Origin of the sequence: Methanolobus tindarius DSM 2278 (assembly GCF_000504205.1) — an archaeon.
Classification (GTDB): domain Archaea; phylum Halobacteriota; class Methanosarcinia; order Methanosarcinales; family Methanosarcinaceae; genus Methanolobus; species Methanolobus tindarius.
In genome coordinates this window covers 2,274,322-2,291,630 of the sequence record NZ_AZAJ01000001.1, presented here as the reverse complement: position 1 = coordinate 2,291,630, position 17,309 = coordinate 2,274,322, and the positions used below count along the sequence as shown (strand labels likewise).

General features: G+C 43.5%; 15 protein-coding genes and 1 tRNA gene. 15 read left to right on the top strand and 1 reads right to left on the bottom strand.

Annotation, left to right across the window (positions count from 1 at the left end; genetic code table 11):
- Nucleotides 1-311 precede the first annotated feature (311 nt).
- The 15 genes from METTI_RS11045 (at nt 312) to METTI_RS10975 (ending at nt 15,658) form a co-directional block, all read left to right on the top strand.
- Nucleotides 312-388: transfer RNA gene (locus METTI_RS11045), tRNA-Lys, on the top strand.
- A 52-nt stretch (nt 389-440) separates the two neighbouring features.
- Nucleotides 441-677 (top strand): DNA-directed RNA polymerase subunit H, encoded by a 237-nt coding sequence (locus METTI_RS11040; RefSeq protein ID WP_023845905.1) that lies wholly within the window; start codon nt 441-443, stop codon nt 675-677.
- Between the two features lie 93 nt (nt 678-770).
- Nucleotides 771-2,399 carry a DNA-directed RNA polymerase subunit B'' gene (locus tag METTI_RS11035; RefSeq protein ID WP_084324010.1) on the top strand — a complete coding sequence of 543 codons (1,629 nt, stop codon included), beginning with the start codon at nt 771-773 and terminating at the stop codon, nt 2,397-2,399.
- Entirely contained in the window at nt 2,392-4,206 is a 1,815-nt protein-coding gene (gene rpoB / locus METTI_RS11030; protein WP_023845903.1) for a DNA-directed RNA polymerase subunit B, read from the top strand. Before METTI_RS11035 ends, rpoB begins: the two co-directional genes overlap by 8 nt.
- 13 nt (nt 4,207-4,219) lie before the next feature.
- The gene (locus METTI_RS11025) at nt 4,220-6,865 is read left to right on the top strand and encodes a DNA-directed RNA polymerase subunit A' (protein ID WP_023845902.1); all 2,646 of its coding nucleotides are present in this window, start codon (nt 4,220-4,222) and stop codon (nt 6,863-6,865) included.
- Nucleotides 6,866-8,008: a DNA-directed RNA polymerase subunit A'' gene (gene rpoA2, locus METTI_RS11020; RefSeq protein WP_023845901.1), complete on the top strand. Its 1,143-nt coding sequence runs from the start codon at nt 6,866-6,868 to the stop codon at nt 8,006-8,008.
- Nucleotides 8,009-8,112: 104 nt separating this feature from the next.
- Nucleotides 8,113-8,400 carry a 50S ribosomal protein L30e gene (locus tag METTI_RS11015; RefSeq protein WP_023845900.1) on the top strand — a complete coding sequence of 96 codons (288 nt, stop codon included), beginning with the start codon at nt 8,113-8,115 and terminating at the stop codon, nt 8,398-8,400.
- 14 nt (nt 8,401-8,414) lie between these two features.
- Complete coding sequence (locus tag METTI_RS11010) at nt 8,415-8,840, top strand: NusA-like transcription termination signal-binding factor (RefSeq protein WP_023845899.1); 426 nt, start codon at nt 8,415-8,417, stop codon at nt 8,838-8,840.
- 50 nt (nt 8,841-8,890) lie between these two features.
- Nucleotides 8,891-9,319: a 30S ribosomal protein S12 gene (locus METTI_RS11005; protein WP_023845898.1), complete on the top strand. Its 429-nt coding sequence runs from the start codon at nt 8,891-8,893 to the stop codon at nt 9,317-9,319.
- Nucleotides 9,316-9,885, top strand: coding sequence for a 30S ribosomal protein S7 (locus METTI_RS11000; protein WP_084324009.1), 570 nt, complete (start codon nt 9,316-9,318; stop codon nt 9,883-9,885). The genes METTI_RS11005 and METTI_RS11000 overlap by 4 nt, the downstream gene beginning before the upstream one ends.
- Nucleotides 9,886-9,915: 30 nt before the next feature.
- Nucleotides 9,916-12,114: an elongation factor EF-2 gene (locus tag METTI_RS10995; RefSeq protein ID WP_023845896.1), complete on the top strand. Its 2,199-nt coding sequence runs from the start codon at nt 9,916-9,918 to the stop codon at nt 12,112-12,114.
- Between the two features lie 113 nt (nt 12,115-12,227).
- The gene (gene tuf / locus METTI_RS10990) at nt 12,228-13,496 is read left to right on the top strand and encodes a translation elongation factor EF-1 subunit alpha (protein ID WP_023845895.1); all 1,269 of its coding nucleotides are present in this window, start codon (nt 12,228-12,230) and stop codon (nt 13,494-13,496) included.
- 36 nt (nt 13,497-13,532) lie between these two features.
- Nucleotides 13,533-13,844, top strand: coding sequence for a 30S ribosomal protein S10 (rpsJ, locus tag METTI_RS10985; protein ID WP_015052947.1), 312 nt, complete (start codon nt 13,533-13,535; stop codon nt 13,842-13,844).
- A 245-nt stretch (nt 13,845-14,089) separates the two neighbouring features.
- Complete coding sequence (locus tag METTI_RS10980; protein WP_023845894.1) at nt 14,090-15,280, top strand: NAD(P)/FAD-dependent oxidoreductase; 1,191 nt, start codon at nt 14,090-14,092, stop codon at nt 15,278-15,280.
- A 12-nt stretch (nt 15,281-15,292) separates the two neighbouring features.
- Nucleotides 15,293-15,658, top strand: coding sequence for a DUF1641 domain-containing protein (locus METTI_RS10975; RefSeq protein ID WP_023845893.1), 366 nt, complete (start codon nt 15,293-15,295; stop codon nt 15,656-15,658).
- A gap of 51 nt (nt 15,659-15,709) precedes the next feature.
- On the opposite strand, the gene METTI_RS15235 is transcribed toward METTI_RS10975, so the two are convergent.
- Nucleotides 15,710-17,158, bottom strand: coding sequence for an MASE3 domain-containing protein (locus METTI_RS15235; RefSeq protein ID WP_023845892.1), 1,449 nt, complete (start codon nt 17,156-17,158; stop codon nt 15,710-15,712).
- Between the last annotated feature and the right edge of the window lie 151 nt (nt 17,159-17,309).

Sequence of the window (17,309 nt, the reverse complement as noted above, 5' to 3'; positions counted from 1 at the left end):
TTTTATTGTTGCTATATTAAGTACTATAAAGTACCAATATATCAGGAGTGGCCTGTAGAGAGGGAGAAATTAACCACATTAGTAGGCTACTTTGTAAAAACAGAGAATAATAGAATATAAACATTCTGTTTTTGATTAAATTAAGGACAATTTAATAAATAAAATATAAGTAATAGTAGGTCATTGGAATTAATGGAAGTTCGAACACACTGCGGGCATACGATAAGTATATATACTAAAAGTGCTTTTATCACCCGCTACACCGAAGTCGATGAACGTGAAGCAGCCTCAGCAAATCCACCCAACACATTGGGCTCGTAGCTCAGTCAGGCAGAGCGTCTGGCTTTTAACCAGACGGCCTAGGGTTCAAATCCCTACGAGCCCGCCATCACTTTGCACAAGAGTGTTCACGTTCACATTTTTGAGGGAGGAGTAATATATTGAGAAAATTTAGCCTGCTCGACCATCAGTTGATCCCTAAACATGAGATAATGTTGGAAGATGAACTTAAATCTGTTTTAAAGCAATATGCCATTGAGAAGGAACAATTACCTAAGATAAAGGTTGTTGATCCCGTTATTCAGGAAATTGGGGCACAGGTTGGAGATGTCGTTAAGATTACACGCAACAGTCAGACCGCCGGCGAAGCATTCTACTACCGACTAGTCATCGCTTAAACGCGATATTCACATTATTCAGACAGGGCTTTTTTGCAATAAACACAATAATCACATAAAGAAGGTGCTATCATAGCGTTAACCAAAGGACAGATCCCACGTTCGTTTTTCACGAAAGATAAGATCGTACAGCATCACATAGATTCCTATAACAAGTTTCTGGAGACAGGTCTTCAAAAGATCATCGATGAACAGAAGATCATCGAAACAGACCTTGAAGACACATACATCAAACTGGGCAATATCCGCGTTGAGAACCCCGTTGTCAAGGAAGCGGACGGAGCTATTGAAAACCTCTATCCAAACGAAGCAAGGCTTAGAAACCTTTCTTATTCCGCACCACTCTACCTTCAGATGAGTGTTGTAGAGAACGATGAAGAGAAAGAACCACAGGAAGCAAAGATAGGACAGCTTCCAGTCATGATCAAATCCAATATCTGTAACCTCACAGAGATTGCTGAGGACGAGATGGTAAAATACGGAGAAGATCCACTCGACCCGGGAGGATATTTCATTATCAACGGTACCGAGCGTGTGGTCATGACACTTGAAGACCTTGCTCCTAACAAGATCCTCACTGAATTCGGAGAGAGATACGGAGACACCATTGAGGTATCAAAGGTATTCTCACAGAGAAGAGGATACAGGGCACTCGTAGTTGTAGAGAGAGGTAGAAAATCACTTCTTGAAGTCTCATTCCCATCCATTTCAGGTCGTCTTAACTTTATCACACTTATGAGAGCACTCGGTGTGGAGACTGACGAGGAACTTGTAAAGGCAGTATCTACAGATCCTGAAATTATGAAGTTCATGTTCGAGAACCTTGAAGAAGCAGAGGTTGACAACATTGAAGATGCAATGGAGAAGATCGGTTCAAGAGTTGCATCAGGACAGGCAAGAGACTACCAGATCAAGCGTGCAAACTACGTGATTGACAGATACCTTTTACCACACCTTGGAAATGAGCCACATGACAGGGCAGCAAAGGCAAACTTCCTTGGAAGAATGGCTGAATCATGTTTTGAGCTGGCACTTGGAAGAAGGAATCCGGATGACAAGGACCATTACTCAAACAAGAGGTTGAAGCTTACTGGTGACCTTATGGAAGATCTGTTCAGGGTCGCATTCAACAGGCTCTCAAGAGACATAAAATACCAGCTTGAAAGAGCAAACATGAGAAACCGTGAGCTTAATGTTATCACACTTGTAAGAGCAGACGTACTTACAGACAGACTTCAGCACCCACTTGCAACAGGTAACTGGGTAGGCGGAAGAACCGGCGTATCACAGCTGCTTGACAGGACAGATTACATCTCAACCCTTTCTCACCTCAGACGTGTAATTTCCCCGCTTTCAAGGGCACAGCCGCACTTTGAGGCTCGTGACCTGCACCCGACACAGTGGGGCAGACTTTGTCCATCAGAGACTCCTGAAGGTCCTAACTGTGGTCTTGTGAAGAACTTTGCACAAATGGTAGAGCTTTCCACAGGCACCGAAGAAGAGAAGAAAATAAAGAACATTCTTTACGATCTTGGAGTTGTGAAAACAGTTCTTAATTCATCCCTTAAAGCACTTCCAGAGTATGATGAAGAACTTGATGACTATATGGAAGACATAGAAGTGAAAGCCACAGTGCCATCAGAAGAAGAAAAGCCAGAACCAATCGGGTACACGAACTATTCAGAATCATTAGATGACATGGGAGGACTTCTCGATGAATGAAGCTAAAGTTTTCCTTAACGGAGAACTCGTAGGAACCCACACAGACCCTGCTGAACTGGTTGAAAATATCAGAGAGCAGCGCAGAACAGGAATGATGTCAGAACAGATCAATGTAACATATTATGAAGACATTCATGAGGTGCTGATCAACACTGACATGGGTCGTGCAAGAAGACCGCTGATCATTGTAAAGAACGGAGAATCACTTGTATCTGATGAGGAGATTGAACTCCTTGCAGAAGGCAAGATGGGATATTCGGAAATGACAAAGGCGGGAAAGATAGAGTACCTTGACTCTGAAGAAGAAGAGAATGCATTTATTGCACTGTACAAGGACCATATCACAGAGAACCACACCCACCTTGAAATCAACCCGGGACTTATGCTTGGTATTTGTACCGGAATGGTACCTTATCCTGAACACAATGCATCCCCTCGTAACACAATGGGCGCAGCAATGGTCAAGCAGTGTATCGGCGTTTCAACATCCAACACTAAGCTCAGACCTGACACCCGTGCACACCTTTTACATTATCCACAGCGTGCAATGGTCAGGACACAGACCTGTGAAGCAATTCACTTCGATGACAGGCCAGCCGGTCAGAACTTCGTTGTAGCTGTCATGTCCTACGAAGGACACAATATTGAAGATGCACTGGTTTTCAACAAGGGATCAATTGAGAGAGGACTTGGAAGAAGTCACTTCCTCAGAACCTTTGAGGGCGAAGAAAGACGTTACCCCGGTGGACAGGAAGACAAATTCGAGATTCCGGACTCCGAATTCAGAGGTGCACGTAGCCCTGAAGCATACGCAAACCTTGACATTGACGGTCTTGTAAACCCTGAAACAAGAGTAGGTCCAAACGACGTACTTATCGGAAAGACAAGTCCACCACGTTTCCTTGAGGAACAGTCCGACTTCGGCATCACTGTTGAGCAACGCAGAGAGAGTGCAATCACAATGCGTTCCAACGAGAAAGGAGTCGTTGATACAGTTATTCTTACAGAATCCATAAACGGAACACGTCTTGCAAAGGTCAAGATAAGAGACCAGAGAATTCCTGAAATCGGTGACAAGTTTGCATCAAGGCACGGTCAGAAGGGAGTTATAGGACTTATAGTACCATTTGCGGACATGCCGTTCACAGAGAAAGGAATGGTACCTGACCTCGTAATCAACCCACACGCAATTCCTTCACGTATGACTGTAGGTCACGTGCTTGAGATGATTGGTGGTAAGGTCGGATCCATGGAAGGAAGAAGAGTAAATGCAACTGCATTCTCCGGAGAGAACGAAGACGACCTCCGTGCAGCTCTTAAGACCCACGGATTCGCACACACAGGAAAGGAAGTATTCTTCGACGGAGTTACCGGAAAGAAGATCCAGGCAGATGTGTTTGTAGGAGTTATCCTTTACCAGAAACTGCACCACATGGTAGCATCAAAGATGCACGCAAGGTCAAGAGGACCTGTACAGGTGCTTACAAGGCAGCCAACTGAAGGTCGTGCCCGTGAAGGAGGTCTGCGTTTCGGTGAAATGGAGCGTGATGTGCTTATCGGCCACGGTGCTGCAATGACACTGAAAGAAAGACTGCTCGATGAGTCTGACAAGGTAGTAGAACTTGTATGCGGACACTGCGGGATGATCGCAACCTTTGACAGGAAGAGAAATATCAGGTACTGCGCCAACTGTGGTGCTGAGACTGACATCCACCCTGTAGAGATGAGTTACGCATTCAAACTGCTGCTTGACGAAATCAAATCCCTTGGTGTGGCTCCAAGACTGCAACTTGAGGATGCTGTATAAAGGGTGATTTAAAGTGAACAATGATATTCCATCTATTCCAAAAAGGGTTGGAGCAATTAAATTTGGTCTACTCTCTCCTAAAGAAGTAAGGAAGATGAGTGTAACAGCAATTATCACAGCGGACACATATGACGACGACGGTTACCCAATTGACATGGGTCTTATGGACCTTCGACTTGGAGTTATCGATCCGGGTCTTAAATGTAAGACCTGTGGCAGCCGTGCGGGAGAATGTCCAGGACACTTCGGACACATTGACCTTGTTGCTCCGGTAATTCACGTTGGTTTTAACAAGACAATACGCAAGACACTGCGTTCTGTCTGCCGCAGTTGTAGCAGGCTGCTCCTTGATGCAAGTAAGAAACAAGAGTTCCTTGACCAGTTAAACACATGCAAGGAAATGGGACATCTCCCGGATAATATCATCAATGAAGTTTTCAAGGAAGCCCGCAAGTCAAAGACCTGCCCTTACTGTTCAACCGAACAGCTTGAAATCAAATTTGAAAAGCCAAGCGACTACATAGAAGACGGCCACAAACTCACTCCAACTGAAATCCGTGACCGCTTTGAGAACATCCCTGATGAGGATGTAAAAGTTCTTGGAATGGACCCCTCAAGTGCAAGGCCTGAATGGATGATCCTTACTGTACTTCCGGTACCACCGGTAACTGTAAGACCTTCAATTACACTCGAATCCGGGCAGCGCAGTGAAGATGACCTGACCCACAAGCTTGTAGATATTATCAGGATTAACCAGAGATTCCAGGAGAACAGGGACGCTGGTGCTCCACAGCTTATTATAGAAGACCTGTGGGAATTGCTCCAGTACCATGTTACAACATTCTTTGATAATGAAGTATCAGGTGTGCCTCCTGCAAGACACAGATCGGGAAGACCTCTCAAGACACTTACACAGCGTCTTAAGGGTAAGGAAGGACGTTTCAGAGGAAGTTTGTCCGGTAAGCGTGTGAACTTCTCAGCACGTACTGTTGTTTCACCTGATCCAAACCTGAGTATCAATGAAGTCGGTGTACCTTTTGCAATTGCCATGCAGATGACAATTCCTGAAAAGGTCACAACAAGAAACATTGAGCTTCTCCGCATGTACGTACAGCGTGGCAGTGAAGTTCACCCTGGCGCAAACTATGCAATTCGTGATGACGGAAGACGTATCAGAGTCTCCGAAATTAATAAGGAAGAACTTGCCGAGAAGATAGAAGTCGGATGGACTGTTGAAAGACAGCTCATGGACGGCGATATTGTCCTCTTTAACAGACAGCCTTCACTTCACAAGATGAGTATCATGGCTCACAGGGTCAAGGTACTTCCATTCAAGACTTTCAGACTTAACCCGGCAGTATGTGCACCATACAACGCTGACTTTGACGGTGACGAAATGAACATGCACGTTCTGCAGACTGAAGAGTCAAGAGCAGAAGCCAGCATCCTTATGCAGGTACAGGAGAACATTCTTTCCCCGCGTTTCGGAGGACCTATCATTGGCGGTATACACGACCACATCTCAGGTCTGTTCCTGCTTACAAGGAATGAGAATGCAATCACAAAGAACGCGGCTCTTGAACTTCTGAGGAAATCTGATATTAGGGATCTACCGGAACCTGCAAGTTACTCTGCTAACGGAGAACCACTGTGGAACGGTAAACAGATTTTCAGTCAGATTCTTCCAAAGGGACTTTACCTTGAGTTCCCTGCACAGGCTTGCTTTAAGTGTGAGACCTGCAAGAAGAGAGACTGCGAATACAATGCATATGTTGTCATTGAAGATGGAGAGATGCTTCAGGGTACAATTGACGAACAATCCATTGGTGCATTCAAAGGTAAGATTCTTGACAAGGTTGTAAAGGAATACAGCTCAGAAGCAGGAGCTAAGTTCGTAGACGACTTTACCAGGCTTGCTATCCGTGGTGTGATGAAAACAGGTCTAAGTTTCGGTATCAGTGATGAAGATATTCCACCTACTGCGAAGATCCAGATAGGAAACCTCCTGAATGAAGCTGAAGAGAGAGTTTCAAAACTCATCGAAGCATACGAAGCAAAGGAACTTGAACCATTGCCAGGACGTACACTCGATGAAACCATTGAAATGAAGATCATGCAGGAACTCGGTAAGGCCCGTGACCAGACCGGTAACATTGCCGGTAAGCAGCTCGGTCTTGAGAACTCTGCGGTGCTCATGGCAAAGTCAGGTGCAAGAGGTTCAATGCTCAACCTTACCCAGATGGCTGCCTGTGTCGGACAACAGGCGGTTCGTGGTGAAAGGATAAGAAGAGGTTATGCAGGAAGGACACTTCCACACTTTGATAAGGGTGACCTTGGTGCAGATGCTCACGGATTCGTTAAGGCAAGTTACAAGAGCGGACTGAATCCAACTGAATATTTCTTCCACGCAATCGGTGGTCGTGAAGGTCTTGTAGATACTGCGGTCCGTACATCCCAGTCAGGTTACCTGCAGAGGAGACTTGTTAACGCATTGCAGGATCTTGAAGTCCAGTATGACGGTTCTGTTAGAGAAACACGTGGTGTCATTGTCCAGTTCAAGTATGGAGAGGATGGAATTGACTCCACAAAGAGTGACTATAGTAAACCTGAAGCGATCCATCGTATCGTCAGGAGAGTCACCGGAAAGGAGGTGAACTAAATGACGATCAGTGAAGCTACTATTGATGCAATGATTGCAGGGCTTAACCTGCCAAAAAACATCATGAAAACCTTAAAAGATGACGTGATGAGAGTCGGAGTTACAAAGAAAGAGCTCGAAGATATCATAGAGCAGGTTATGAAAAGCTACGATTATGCATGTGTAGAACCCTGTGAGGCAGTAGGTGTGGTTTCAGCACAGTCCATTGGTGAACCGGGTACCCAGATGACCATGCGTACTTTCCACTATGCGGGTGTCGCTGAAATTAACGTTACACTTGGTCTGCCACGTCTTATCGAGATTGTAGATGCAAGAAAGACACCAAGCACGCCAATGATGACAATCGCACTGGAAGAGGAATATGCCCAGGACAGAGACAAGGCACGTATGCTTGCATGGGAGATTGAAGCAACTCATATCGAACATCTTGCAGATATCACAACTGACCTTGCAAACATGCACCTGATTATAGACCTGCATGAGAAAACACTGGTTCACAGAGCACTTACTCCAGATGAAATTGCAGACAAGCTTCGTGAAGAACTGGATGTGATGGTGAATGTATCTGACAGTGTTGCAAACCAGATTATTGTCACACCTAATGCACCGTCTTACCGTGAACTGCTCCAGCTTGCAAAGAACATACACACAATTACCCTGAAAGGAATTGAAGGTATCAAGAGAGTAGTTATCAGAAAAGATGGTGAAGAATACACTCTTTATACAGAAGGTTCACAGCTTAAGAACGTTCTTCAGATTGAAGGTGTTGATGTTACAAGGACATCCACCAATAATATTGGAGAGATCTATGAAGTATTTGGAATTGAAGCTGCAAGGAACTCAATCATCACCGAAGCTACCAACACACTTTCAGAACAGGGTCTTACTGTTGATATAAGACACATAATGCTTGTATCTGACATTATGTGCTGTGACGGAGAAGTAAAACAGATTGGAAGACACGGTATTTCCGGAGAGAAAGCCAGTGTGTTCGCCCGTGCAGCATTCGAAGTTACTGTGAACCACCTGCTAGATGCAGGAATGCGCGGAGACCGCGATGAGCTTAATGGGGTTACTGAGAACATCATTGTAGGACAGCCTATTAAGCTTGGAACCGGAGATGTGCACCTAATTACAAAATAATGCTTCATTATATAGAAGTATATAAAGAACAACCAGAAAGTAAATATACGGAATCACTTATTAATACAAATCTCAAACTGACGATATAAATGAGTTGATATAAAATGGATATTAACATTGACAAAGCACTTATCAAAGTGATCAGAACCGGAAAGGTGATCATTGGGTCAAACAGGACCATCGATGCTGCTGTTAGCGAAAATGCAAAAATGGTAGTACTCGCTGCAAACTGTCCTGCCGACGTAAGAGCCAAGATTGAAAGCACAAACGTACCGATACTCAACTACCCAGGCACAGGAACAGAACTTGGTCCTGCATGCGGAAAACCATTCCTTATCGCTGCAATGGCAATCATTGACAGCGGTGAGTCTGATATTCTGGCTGCCGCTTAAAGGAGTTGCGATATTTGGGCGAGATCAAGTTATCCACTGAAGGTATCCGATACATCGCATTATTTGAAAAATTAACCGGCGCGGCGGTCAAAGATTGTATAATCGATGACGGTAGGATAATATATGTGATAAAAGCAGGTGACATGGGCGCTGCTATCGGGAGAAAGGGAGACCATATCAACCGTATGAAGAAAACAGTGGATAAACAGATAGATCTTGTCGAATATTCGGACGAACCCGGTGTATTCATCAAAAATGCATTCAGTCCGGTAACTGTCAAATCAGTGAACATCACAAGCAGAAACAATAAGCGATTAGCTTATGTAGAAGTATCTAATAAGGACAAGGGTCTTGCCATAGGACGCAATGGGAAAAACATTGAAAAGGTTAAACTTGTCGCAAAGAGACATCACGACATAGACGACGTAATATTGCAGTGATCGTTCGAATAATATCATACTCATCAAAGACATTAATTGGAGAATATAATATGCCAAATGGAAAATATGCAGCTCACACGCTTCAGCGCATGCGAAAGGATGCAAGGTGGAAGGATCCTCGCTACAACAGGCGCACACTGGGTCTTGACGTAAAAGCAGACCCTCTTGGTGGTGCACCTCAGGGTAGAGGAATCGTACTGGAGAAAGTGGGTGTAGAGGCTAAGCAGCCAAACTCAGCAATCAGGAAATGTGTAAGAATACAGTTGATCAAGAATGGTCGTCAGGTGTCAGCTTTCTGCCCTGGAGACGGAGCTATCAACTTTATTGACGAACACGACGAAGTTACAGTAGAAAGAATTGGTGGCCGAATGGGTGGTGCAATGGGAGATATCCCTGGTGTGCGCTTTAAGGTAACAGCTGTTAACAACGTATCTTTAAGAGAGATGGTCATTGGCCGTAAAGAGAAACCAAGGAGATAATCCAGATGTATAAATTATTCAGTAAATGGGATCTCAGCGAGGTAGAGGTTGCGGACCAGGGAATCAGAAGGTACGTAAATCTCGATCCTGTAATCATCCCACATACAAATGGTAAGCATGCAAGACAGCAATTCAACAAGTCAGATATCTGCATTGTTGAGAGACTTGTTAACAATGTCATGCGCAATGAACAGAACACAGGAAAGAAACAGAGAGCAATGATGATTGTCTCTGAAGCTTTTGATATAATCAACAAGAGAACACAGAAGAACCCTGTACAGGTACTGGTAGAGGCTATCTCTAATGCAGGCCCAAGAGAAGAAGTTGTAAGACTTAAGTACGGTGGAATATCTGTACCAAAAGCTGTAGACACTGCTCCACAGAGACGTGTTGACACTGCACTCAGATACATCACAAAGGGTGCAAACCAGGCAGCATTCAAATCAAAGAGAACTGCAGCAGAATGCCTTGCATCAGAGCTTATTGCAGCTTCAAACCGTGATGCAAAATGCTTCTCAATCAACAGGAAAGATGCGAAGGAAAGAGTCGCAAAGGCAGCACGTTAACGCTGTACAATTTAATTAAGGGTAATTAATATGGCAAAAGATAAAATGGTCGACCGTGTGGCAGCGCTCATGGGAAAACCAGAGATGATCCGTAACATTGGTATTGTTGCGCATATTGATCACGGTAAAACAACTTTATCAGACAATCTTCTTGCAGGCGCAGGAATGCTCTCAAAAGAGCTTGCAGGTAACGCATGCTGGACAGACTCTGATGAGGAAGAGCAGGAAAGAGGTATTACAATTGATTCCGCAAACGTTTCAATGGTCCACGAGTACGAGGGCAAAGAATATCTCATCAACCTTATCGATACACCAGGTCACGTAGACTTTGGTGGTGACGTTACACGTGCAATGCGTGCTGTAGACGGTGCTGTAGTGGTAATTGATGCTGTAGAAGGTACAATGCCACAGACAGAAACTGTCCTCAGACAGGCACTCAAGGAACACGTTAAGCCAGTTCTTTTCATCAACAAGGTTGACCGTCTCATCAACGAACTTCAGGTTGACGGACAGGAAATGCAGATCAGGCTCGGAAAACTCATTGACCACGTAAACAAGCTCATCAAGGGTATGAACGAAGAGCGTTACAAGGCAGGATGGAGAGTCGATGCAGCAGAAGGTACCGTTGCTTTCGGTTCAGCACTGTACAACTGGGCTATCAGCGTACCAATGATGCAGAAGACAGGTGTCAGTTTCCAGCAGATATATGATTACAACAAAGCTGATGATCCTGAAAAGATAAAGGAACTTGCAGACAAGTGTCCACTCCATGAAGTTCTGAACGACATGGTAATCAGATTCCTTCCATCACCACTTCAGGCACAGGAAGGAAGAATTGGCGCAATCTGGCATGGAGACAAGGAATCCCAGATATACAAGTCAATGATCAATGCTGACCCTAATGCAGACCTTGCTTTCATGGTAACAGATATCACCATGGATCCACATGCAGGTGAAGTTGCAACCGGAAGATTGTTTAGCGGATCACTTTCACGTGGAATGGAAGCTTTCGTATCTGGTACTTCAAGAAAGAACAGAATTCAGCAAGTCGGTGTTTTCATGGGTCCAAAGAGACTTGAAGTAGAGAACATCCCTGCTGGTAACATTGCAGCTGTAACCGGACTCAGAGATGCTATTGTCGGTTCAACAGTAACAACCCTGGAAGGCATGGAGCCTTTTGAGAGTATCACTCACGCAAGTGAGCCTGTAGTTACAGTCGCTGTAGAAGCAAAGCACATGAAGGATCTTCCAAAGCTTGTCGATGTGCTTAGACAGGTTGCAAAGGAAGACCCAACACTTAAGATTACACTTGACGAAGAAACCGGTGAACACTTGATGGCTGGTATGGGTGAACTTCACCTTGAAGTCATCGCACACAGAATTGAGCGTGACAAGGGAGTAGAGATTACAACCACACCACCTATTGTAGTATACCGTGAAACCATCCGTGGCAGTGCAGGTCCTGTAGAAGGAAAGTCACCAAACAGACACAACAGATTCTATGTTGAGATCGAGCCACTCGAGGAAGGCGTCAGAGACCTTATCAAAGCTGGCGAGATATCAATGCGTATGCCTGAAGTTGAGCGCAGAGAAAAGCTCATGGAAGCAGGTCTTGACAAAGACCAGGCAAAGGGCATCGTAGATATATTCGAGAGCAATGTTTACATAGACATGACAAAGGGTATCCAGCACCTTAATGAAACCATGGAACTTATCCTTGAAGGATTCCATGAAGTCATGAAGGGAGGACCTCTTTCAAAGGAACCATGCATGGGTGTAAAGGTCAAGCTCGTTGATGCGAAGTTGCACGAAGATGCTGTCCACAGAGGACCAGCACAGGTAATCCCGGCATCCAGACAGGGTATTCAGGCAGCAATGCTCATGGCTGACGATACACTTCTTGAGCCATATCAGAAGGTATTCATTCAGGTACCACAGGACAACATGGGTGGCGCAACCAAGGAAATCCAGGGACGTCGTGGAATCATTATCAACATGACATCCGAAGGTGACATGACCATAATCGAGTCCAGAGCACCAGTATCCGAACTCTTTGGATTTGCAGGAGACATCAGATCTGCAACAGAAGGACGTGCAATGTGGAGCACAGAATTTGCAGGATTCGACACACTTCCAGCAAACCTTACCGGTGAAATAGTAAGCGGCATCAGAGAAAGGAAGGGACTTAAGAAGGAGCTTCCACAGGCATCCGACTACCTTAGTATGTAAAGTGTTTTGTAGCTATAGCTACAAAATACCTATTTCGTCAGAAAGGTTTAAACGTAGAAACAACAATTAGGTCAAATCATATTGAAACTAACATTAAATAAGGAGTAATTAAAATGGCAGCTGAGAAACCACACATGAACTTAGCAGTTATCGGTCACGTAGACCACGGCAAGTCAACATTTGTCGGAAGATTGATGTTCGAGACAGGAGCAGTACCTGCTCACCTTATCGAAAAATACAGAGCTGAAGCAAAAGAAAAAGGTAAAGAATCATTTGCTTTTGCATGGGTAATGGACTCACTCAAGGAAGAGCGTGAGAGAGGAGTTACCATCGACATCTCCCACAAGAGATTCGACACAGACAAGTACTACTTTACAGTAGTAGACTGTCCAGGTCACCGTGACTTCGTCAAGAACATGATCACCGGTGCATCCCAGGCAGATGCAGCTGTTCTTGTAGTAGCAGCACCTGATGGTGTAATGGCTCAGACAAAGGAACACGTTTTCCTTTCAAGAACACTCGGTATCAACCAGCTTATCGTTGCTGTAAACAAGATGGATGCAGCTGAATACAGCGAGGACAGATACAACCAGGTGAAGAAAGATGTAAGTGACCTTCTCGGTATGGTAGGATTCAAGGCATCAGAGATTCCATTCGTACCAACATCCGCATTCGAGGGTGACAACATCACAAAGTCAAGCGAAAACACACCATGGTACACTGGTCCTTCACTTCTTGACTGCCTCAACGACCTTAAGGAACCAGAAAAGCCAGACAAGCTTCCACTCAGAATCCCTGTACAGGATGCATACACCATTTCCGGTATCGGAACTGTACCAGTAGGTAGAGTAGAAACTGGTGTCATGAAGAAGGGACAGAATGTAACATTCAACCCAAGCGGCGTAACCGGTGAAGTTAAGTCCATTGAAATGCACCACGAAGAAGTTCCGGAAGCAGTACCTGGTGACAACATCGGATGGAACGTAAGAGGTGTAGGTAAGAACGATGTACGCAGAGGAGATGTCTGTGGACCATCTGACAACCCACCATCAGTAGCAGACGAGTTTACAGGACAGATTGTTGTCCTTCAGCACCCATCCGCTATCACAGCAGGATACACACCAGTATTCCACTGCCACACCACCCAGACCGCATGTACTCTCATGTCCATTGACAAGAAACTTGATCCTAAGACAGGTCAGGTCAAGGAAGAGAATGCAGCATTCATCAAGGCCGGTGACGCAGCAATTGTAACCATCAAGCCAACCAGACCAATGGTAATTGAGCCTGTAAAGGAAATCCCACAGCTCGGTAGATTCGCTATCCGTGATATGGGAATGACCATTGCCGCTGGCATGTGCATGAGTGTCAAACAGAAGTAAGACACTCAAATTTTCCTTTTTTAGGAGAAGAGCAACATGTCACAGAAAGCAAGAATAAGATTATCAGGAATCAGTCCTGTAAACCTTGATGGTGTTTGCGATCAGGTAAAAGCTATTGCAGACAGAACAGGTGTAAGTATCTCAGGACCAGTTCCACTACCTACAAAAAAGATGGTAGTACCTGTCCGTAAAAGTCCAAGTGGTGACGGAACCGCTACATGGGACCACTGGGAAATGCGTGTACACAAGAGACTCATCGACATTGCAGCAGATGAGCGCGCACTCAGACAGCTCATGCGTATCCAGGTACCAAAGGACATCAACATTGAGATAGTACTCCAGAACTAAAAACTATAGTTATTGCTTATCAATAACTATATTCCTTAAGTTACAGATTATATCTGTAACCTACTCTACTTCTTAACTTTCATTTAGCCAGCCAGTGCTGGCTATGAAAGATTCACACGCAGAACTGCAATAATTTATCTATTTTAAAAAGTTCTTCCATTTACTTAAATACTACTGGATAAAATTATCAGTACCGTAAAATATATGTAAACCTGTAACTCATAAAAAATATGGGGTTTAATATAATGACACAGAAGGTATTGATTTTAGGAGCGGGCTACGCCGGATCGGTAGTGGCTAACATATTGGCAAGAGAGTTTAGAAACAAAATTGCAAAAGATGAATTAGAAGTAACAATTCTAGACAAGAATGACACAAATATAAATCAGGGTGGGTTCACCTTCATTCCTTTTGAACTTTATACCCCGGAAGATATCACAAGACCCCGCAAGAAACTTATCAGCCCCAGAGTCAAAGCGTTTTTCGGAGCTGACGGGGAAGTAATGAACGTTGATCTTCAAAACAAAGAGATCACAGTCAAGAGTGATAAAAAATATACTTACGACTATCTTGTTATAGCCATGGGATGCAGAGCAGATCCTGATGCTGTTCCCGGACTTACAGATGATTTGAACACTTTCTACACATCCATGGATGACGCCTTCAAGGTGAGAGACCTTGTTAAAAATATAGAAAAGGGAAAAGTCGTAGTCTCTGTTGCCTCAATGCCTGTACCTTGCCCCGGTGCACCGGTTAAATTTACATTTATGCTGGAAAGCTACCTGCGCAACGTCAAAAAAGTTAGAGATGACGTACAATTAACACTTGTATGGCCTATGGAACCAATAGGACCACCAGAATTCAATAAATTTGTAACATCCCAGATGAATGAAAAGGGTATTGAAGTTCTGAGAAACTCTCCACTTTCAAATGTAGATGCAAGCAGAAAGGAAATTACGACAAAAAGTGGAGAGAAAGTCAACTATGACCTGTTGATAACCGTTCCACCACACAAAGCACCACAAGTACTGATAGATGCCGGACTTACGGACGAAAAAGGATGGCTTTCCGCAGATAAAGCCACACTACAATACCGTGGACCTGCAGGCAACCATGATAATGTCTATGTCCTTGGAGACCTTGGACCGGCAGACATCCTCAAAACCGGAATAGGTGCCCACTATCAGGCAATTGCAGTTAGCCAGAGTCTTAAGAATGACATACATGGAAATGGAATCCAGACACCTTATGAAGGAGAAACGGGATGCCCACTTGTTACAGAACTTGAAACTCCTGCCACCCCGGGTAGAGGATACATCGCCACATGGAAATATTCCAAACCACCGGAAGCATTCTCAACTACCAAAATGGGGTGGTTCCTGTACCGCATGTATTACCACATACACTGGGACATCAGTGTAAAAGGACTGTTCTGAGGAGATGAGAAAATGAGTGATGAAAACCTTATGAACCAGATATCAGGTGTCGAAATCAGACCAGGCGACGTTGAAGCAGTCTTAGACCTTATCCGAACAGCAAGAATATTGCAGGATTACATTAATGACCAGACAGCCCATGGAATTGCAGATCTCACATCCACTGTACTGAAGCTTACAAATGCCATCATGTGTACTGACCTGATAGAAGTAATGGAAAGAGCAGTACAGGATCCTGAGCTTGATAAAGCAATTCTTAACCCTCCAAAAATAGGCCTCACAGGCGTAATAAAAGAGATGGGTGATGAAGACTTCCAGAAAGGCATGGGAGTTATGCTCACACTTGTAAAAGCGATTGGTAGAGCAGCTGAAGAGTAAAAGCAAATAAGTTCCCATCCACTGGGAATTTCTTTTTTATTTCTGATTTGATTATTCTTTATCTTCAATACCGGTCTCAATATTATAAAATCTAATAATAAAAGTTGTTCCGGAAGGGTGATTATCTTCTACAGATATATCACCATATCTTTCAACTATCCTTTTTGTAATGTAAAGTCCAAGACCCGTGTGACCGGACTTGCCATACTTGAATCCTTCATCAAACACCCGGCCTTTAATCTTATCCGGTATTCCACTGCCATTATCAGAAATCCTGAGTTCGCAATAATCTTCCTTTGATTCCATTGACACATTGATAATTTCTGCTTTACCATGAACAACAGCATTCTGTATAATGTTGCCTATTACTGAATGCAAGCCACTATCCGCTTTTACCGAACAATACCCATGTATATTTACCTTTACCGGAAATTCCTGGGAAACTTCAGTTACAAGTATGCGAAGATCAACTGTCACAAGTTCCCTGATATACATAAGTGACTCAAAATCCTTCATCTCACGAATAAGTTTAATGCTATGGTTCACAGCCTTATCCGAGAAATCAAGTTCCTTTTCAGACATTCTTCCTTTGAGGTTTTCAATCGATAGGGAAATAATGTTTAGATCATTTAGAATATCATGCCTGAGTATCTGATTTACCAGACCCAGTGCTTCCAGCAGATCTTCCTGGGCTTTTTTCTTTTTAATAAGATCATATTCCCTCATCTTCAATTCCCGATAAAGTAAGTCATATGGTCTTGAAAGACTTGTAACGACTATAGCCTTGTAAATTAGATAGAACGAAAGAAGTTTAAAATAGTGACCGACAAGATTTGAAAAATCATAGACATCTATATAAAAGGTAAAAGCCAGTTCCGCAAATATCGTGAGAACGATAGAAATCATAATCAAACTGTAAACCCTGTTGTCAAATTCATCCTTATGTTTGTGAAGCAATATAGCTGAAACAAGCAATATCAGGGATATAATGTACTCACTAATAACTTTGAACTGGGTAAGACCACTTCCATCAATGTAGCAATCAGGGAAATAACCCATAAAAATTATAGAAATAATTAGTGACGTGACTGCAAAATAGGCAATAAGTACTTTTTTGTAATTGATTTCTTTGCCCATAAGAACAGGAGCAATCAAAAGTGAGATACTTTGCATGTATCTTGCAGCTATCCATAGCTGAGTTGGTAAGTTTGCACTATTATCCGGGAAAATACCCATTCCTTTATAGCTAATTATATGCAGGAAGTCTATCCATGATACGAAGAAAAAACTTATCCCAAGGAACAAAAGATATGAATTCTTCAGATATTTTCTGGAATTCCATGCAATCAGGAAAACAGCAGCAATGACTATTATACTCGCTACTTCAACTATACTATGAAATAAAAGATAGCTTTCAAGACTAATAAGATACAAAGCCAGGAGAGCCAGAGCTACAACAGTTGCTTCAGAGTATTTATCATATCTATTTCGTAAACCCACAAAGTAATCTCCGCATTTATTACACAAAACCTATTATAAAAATGAGGTTATAATATATAAGTATTACAATAAGACAGTTTACAAGAGGCCATAAAAACGAATTATGCATTTAAGCTGCCTTTTGGTTTTGCAACAGCCAGCTCAATAACAA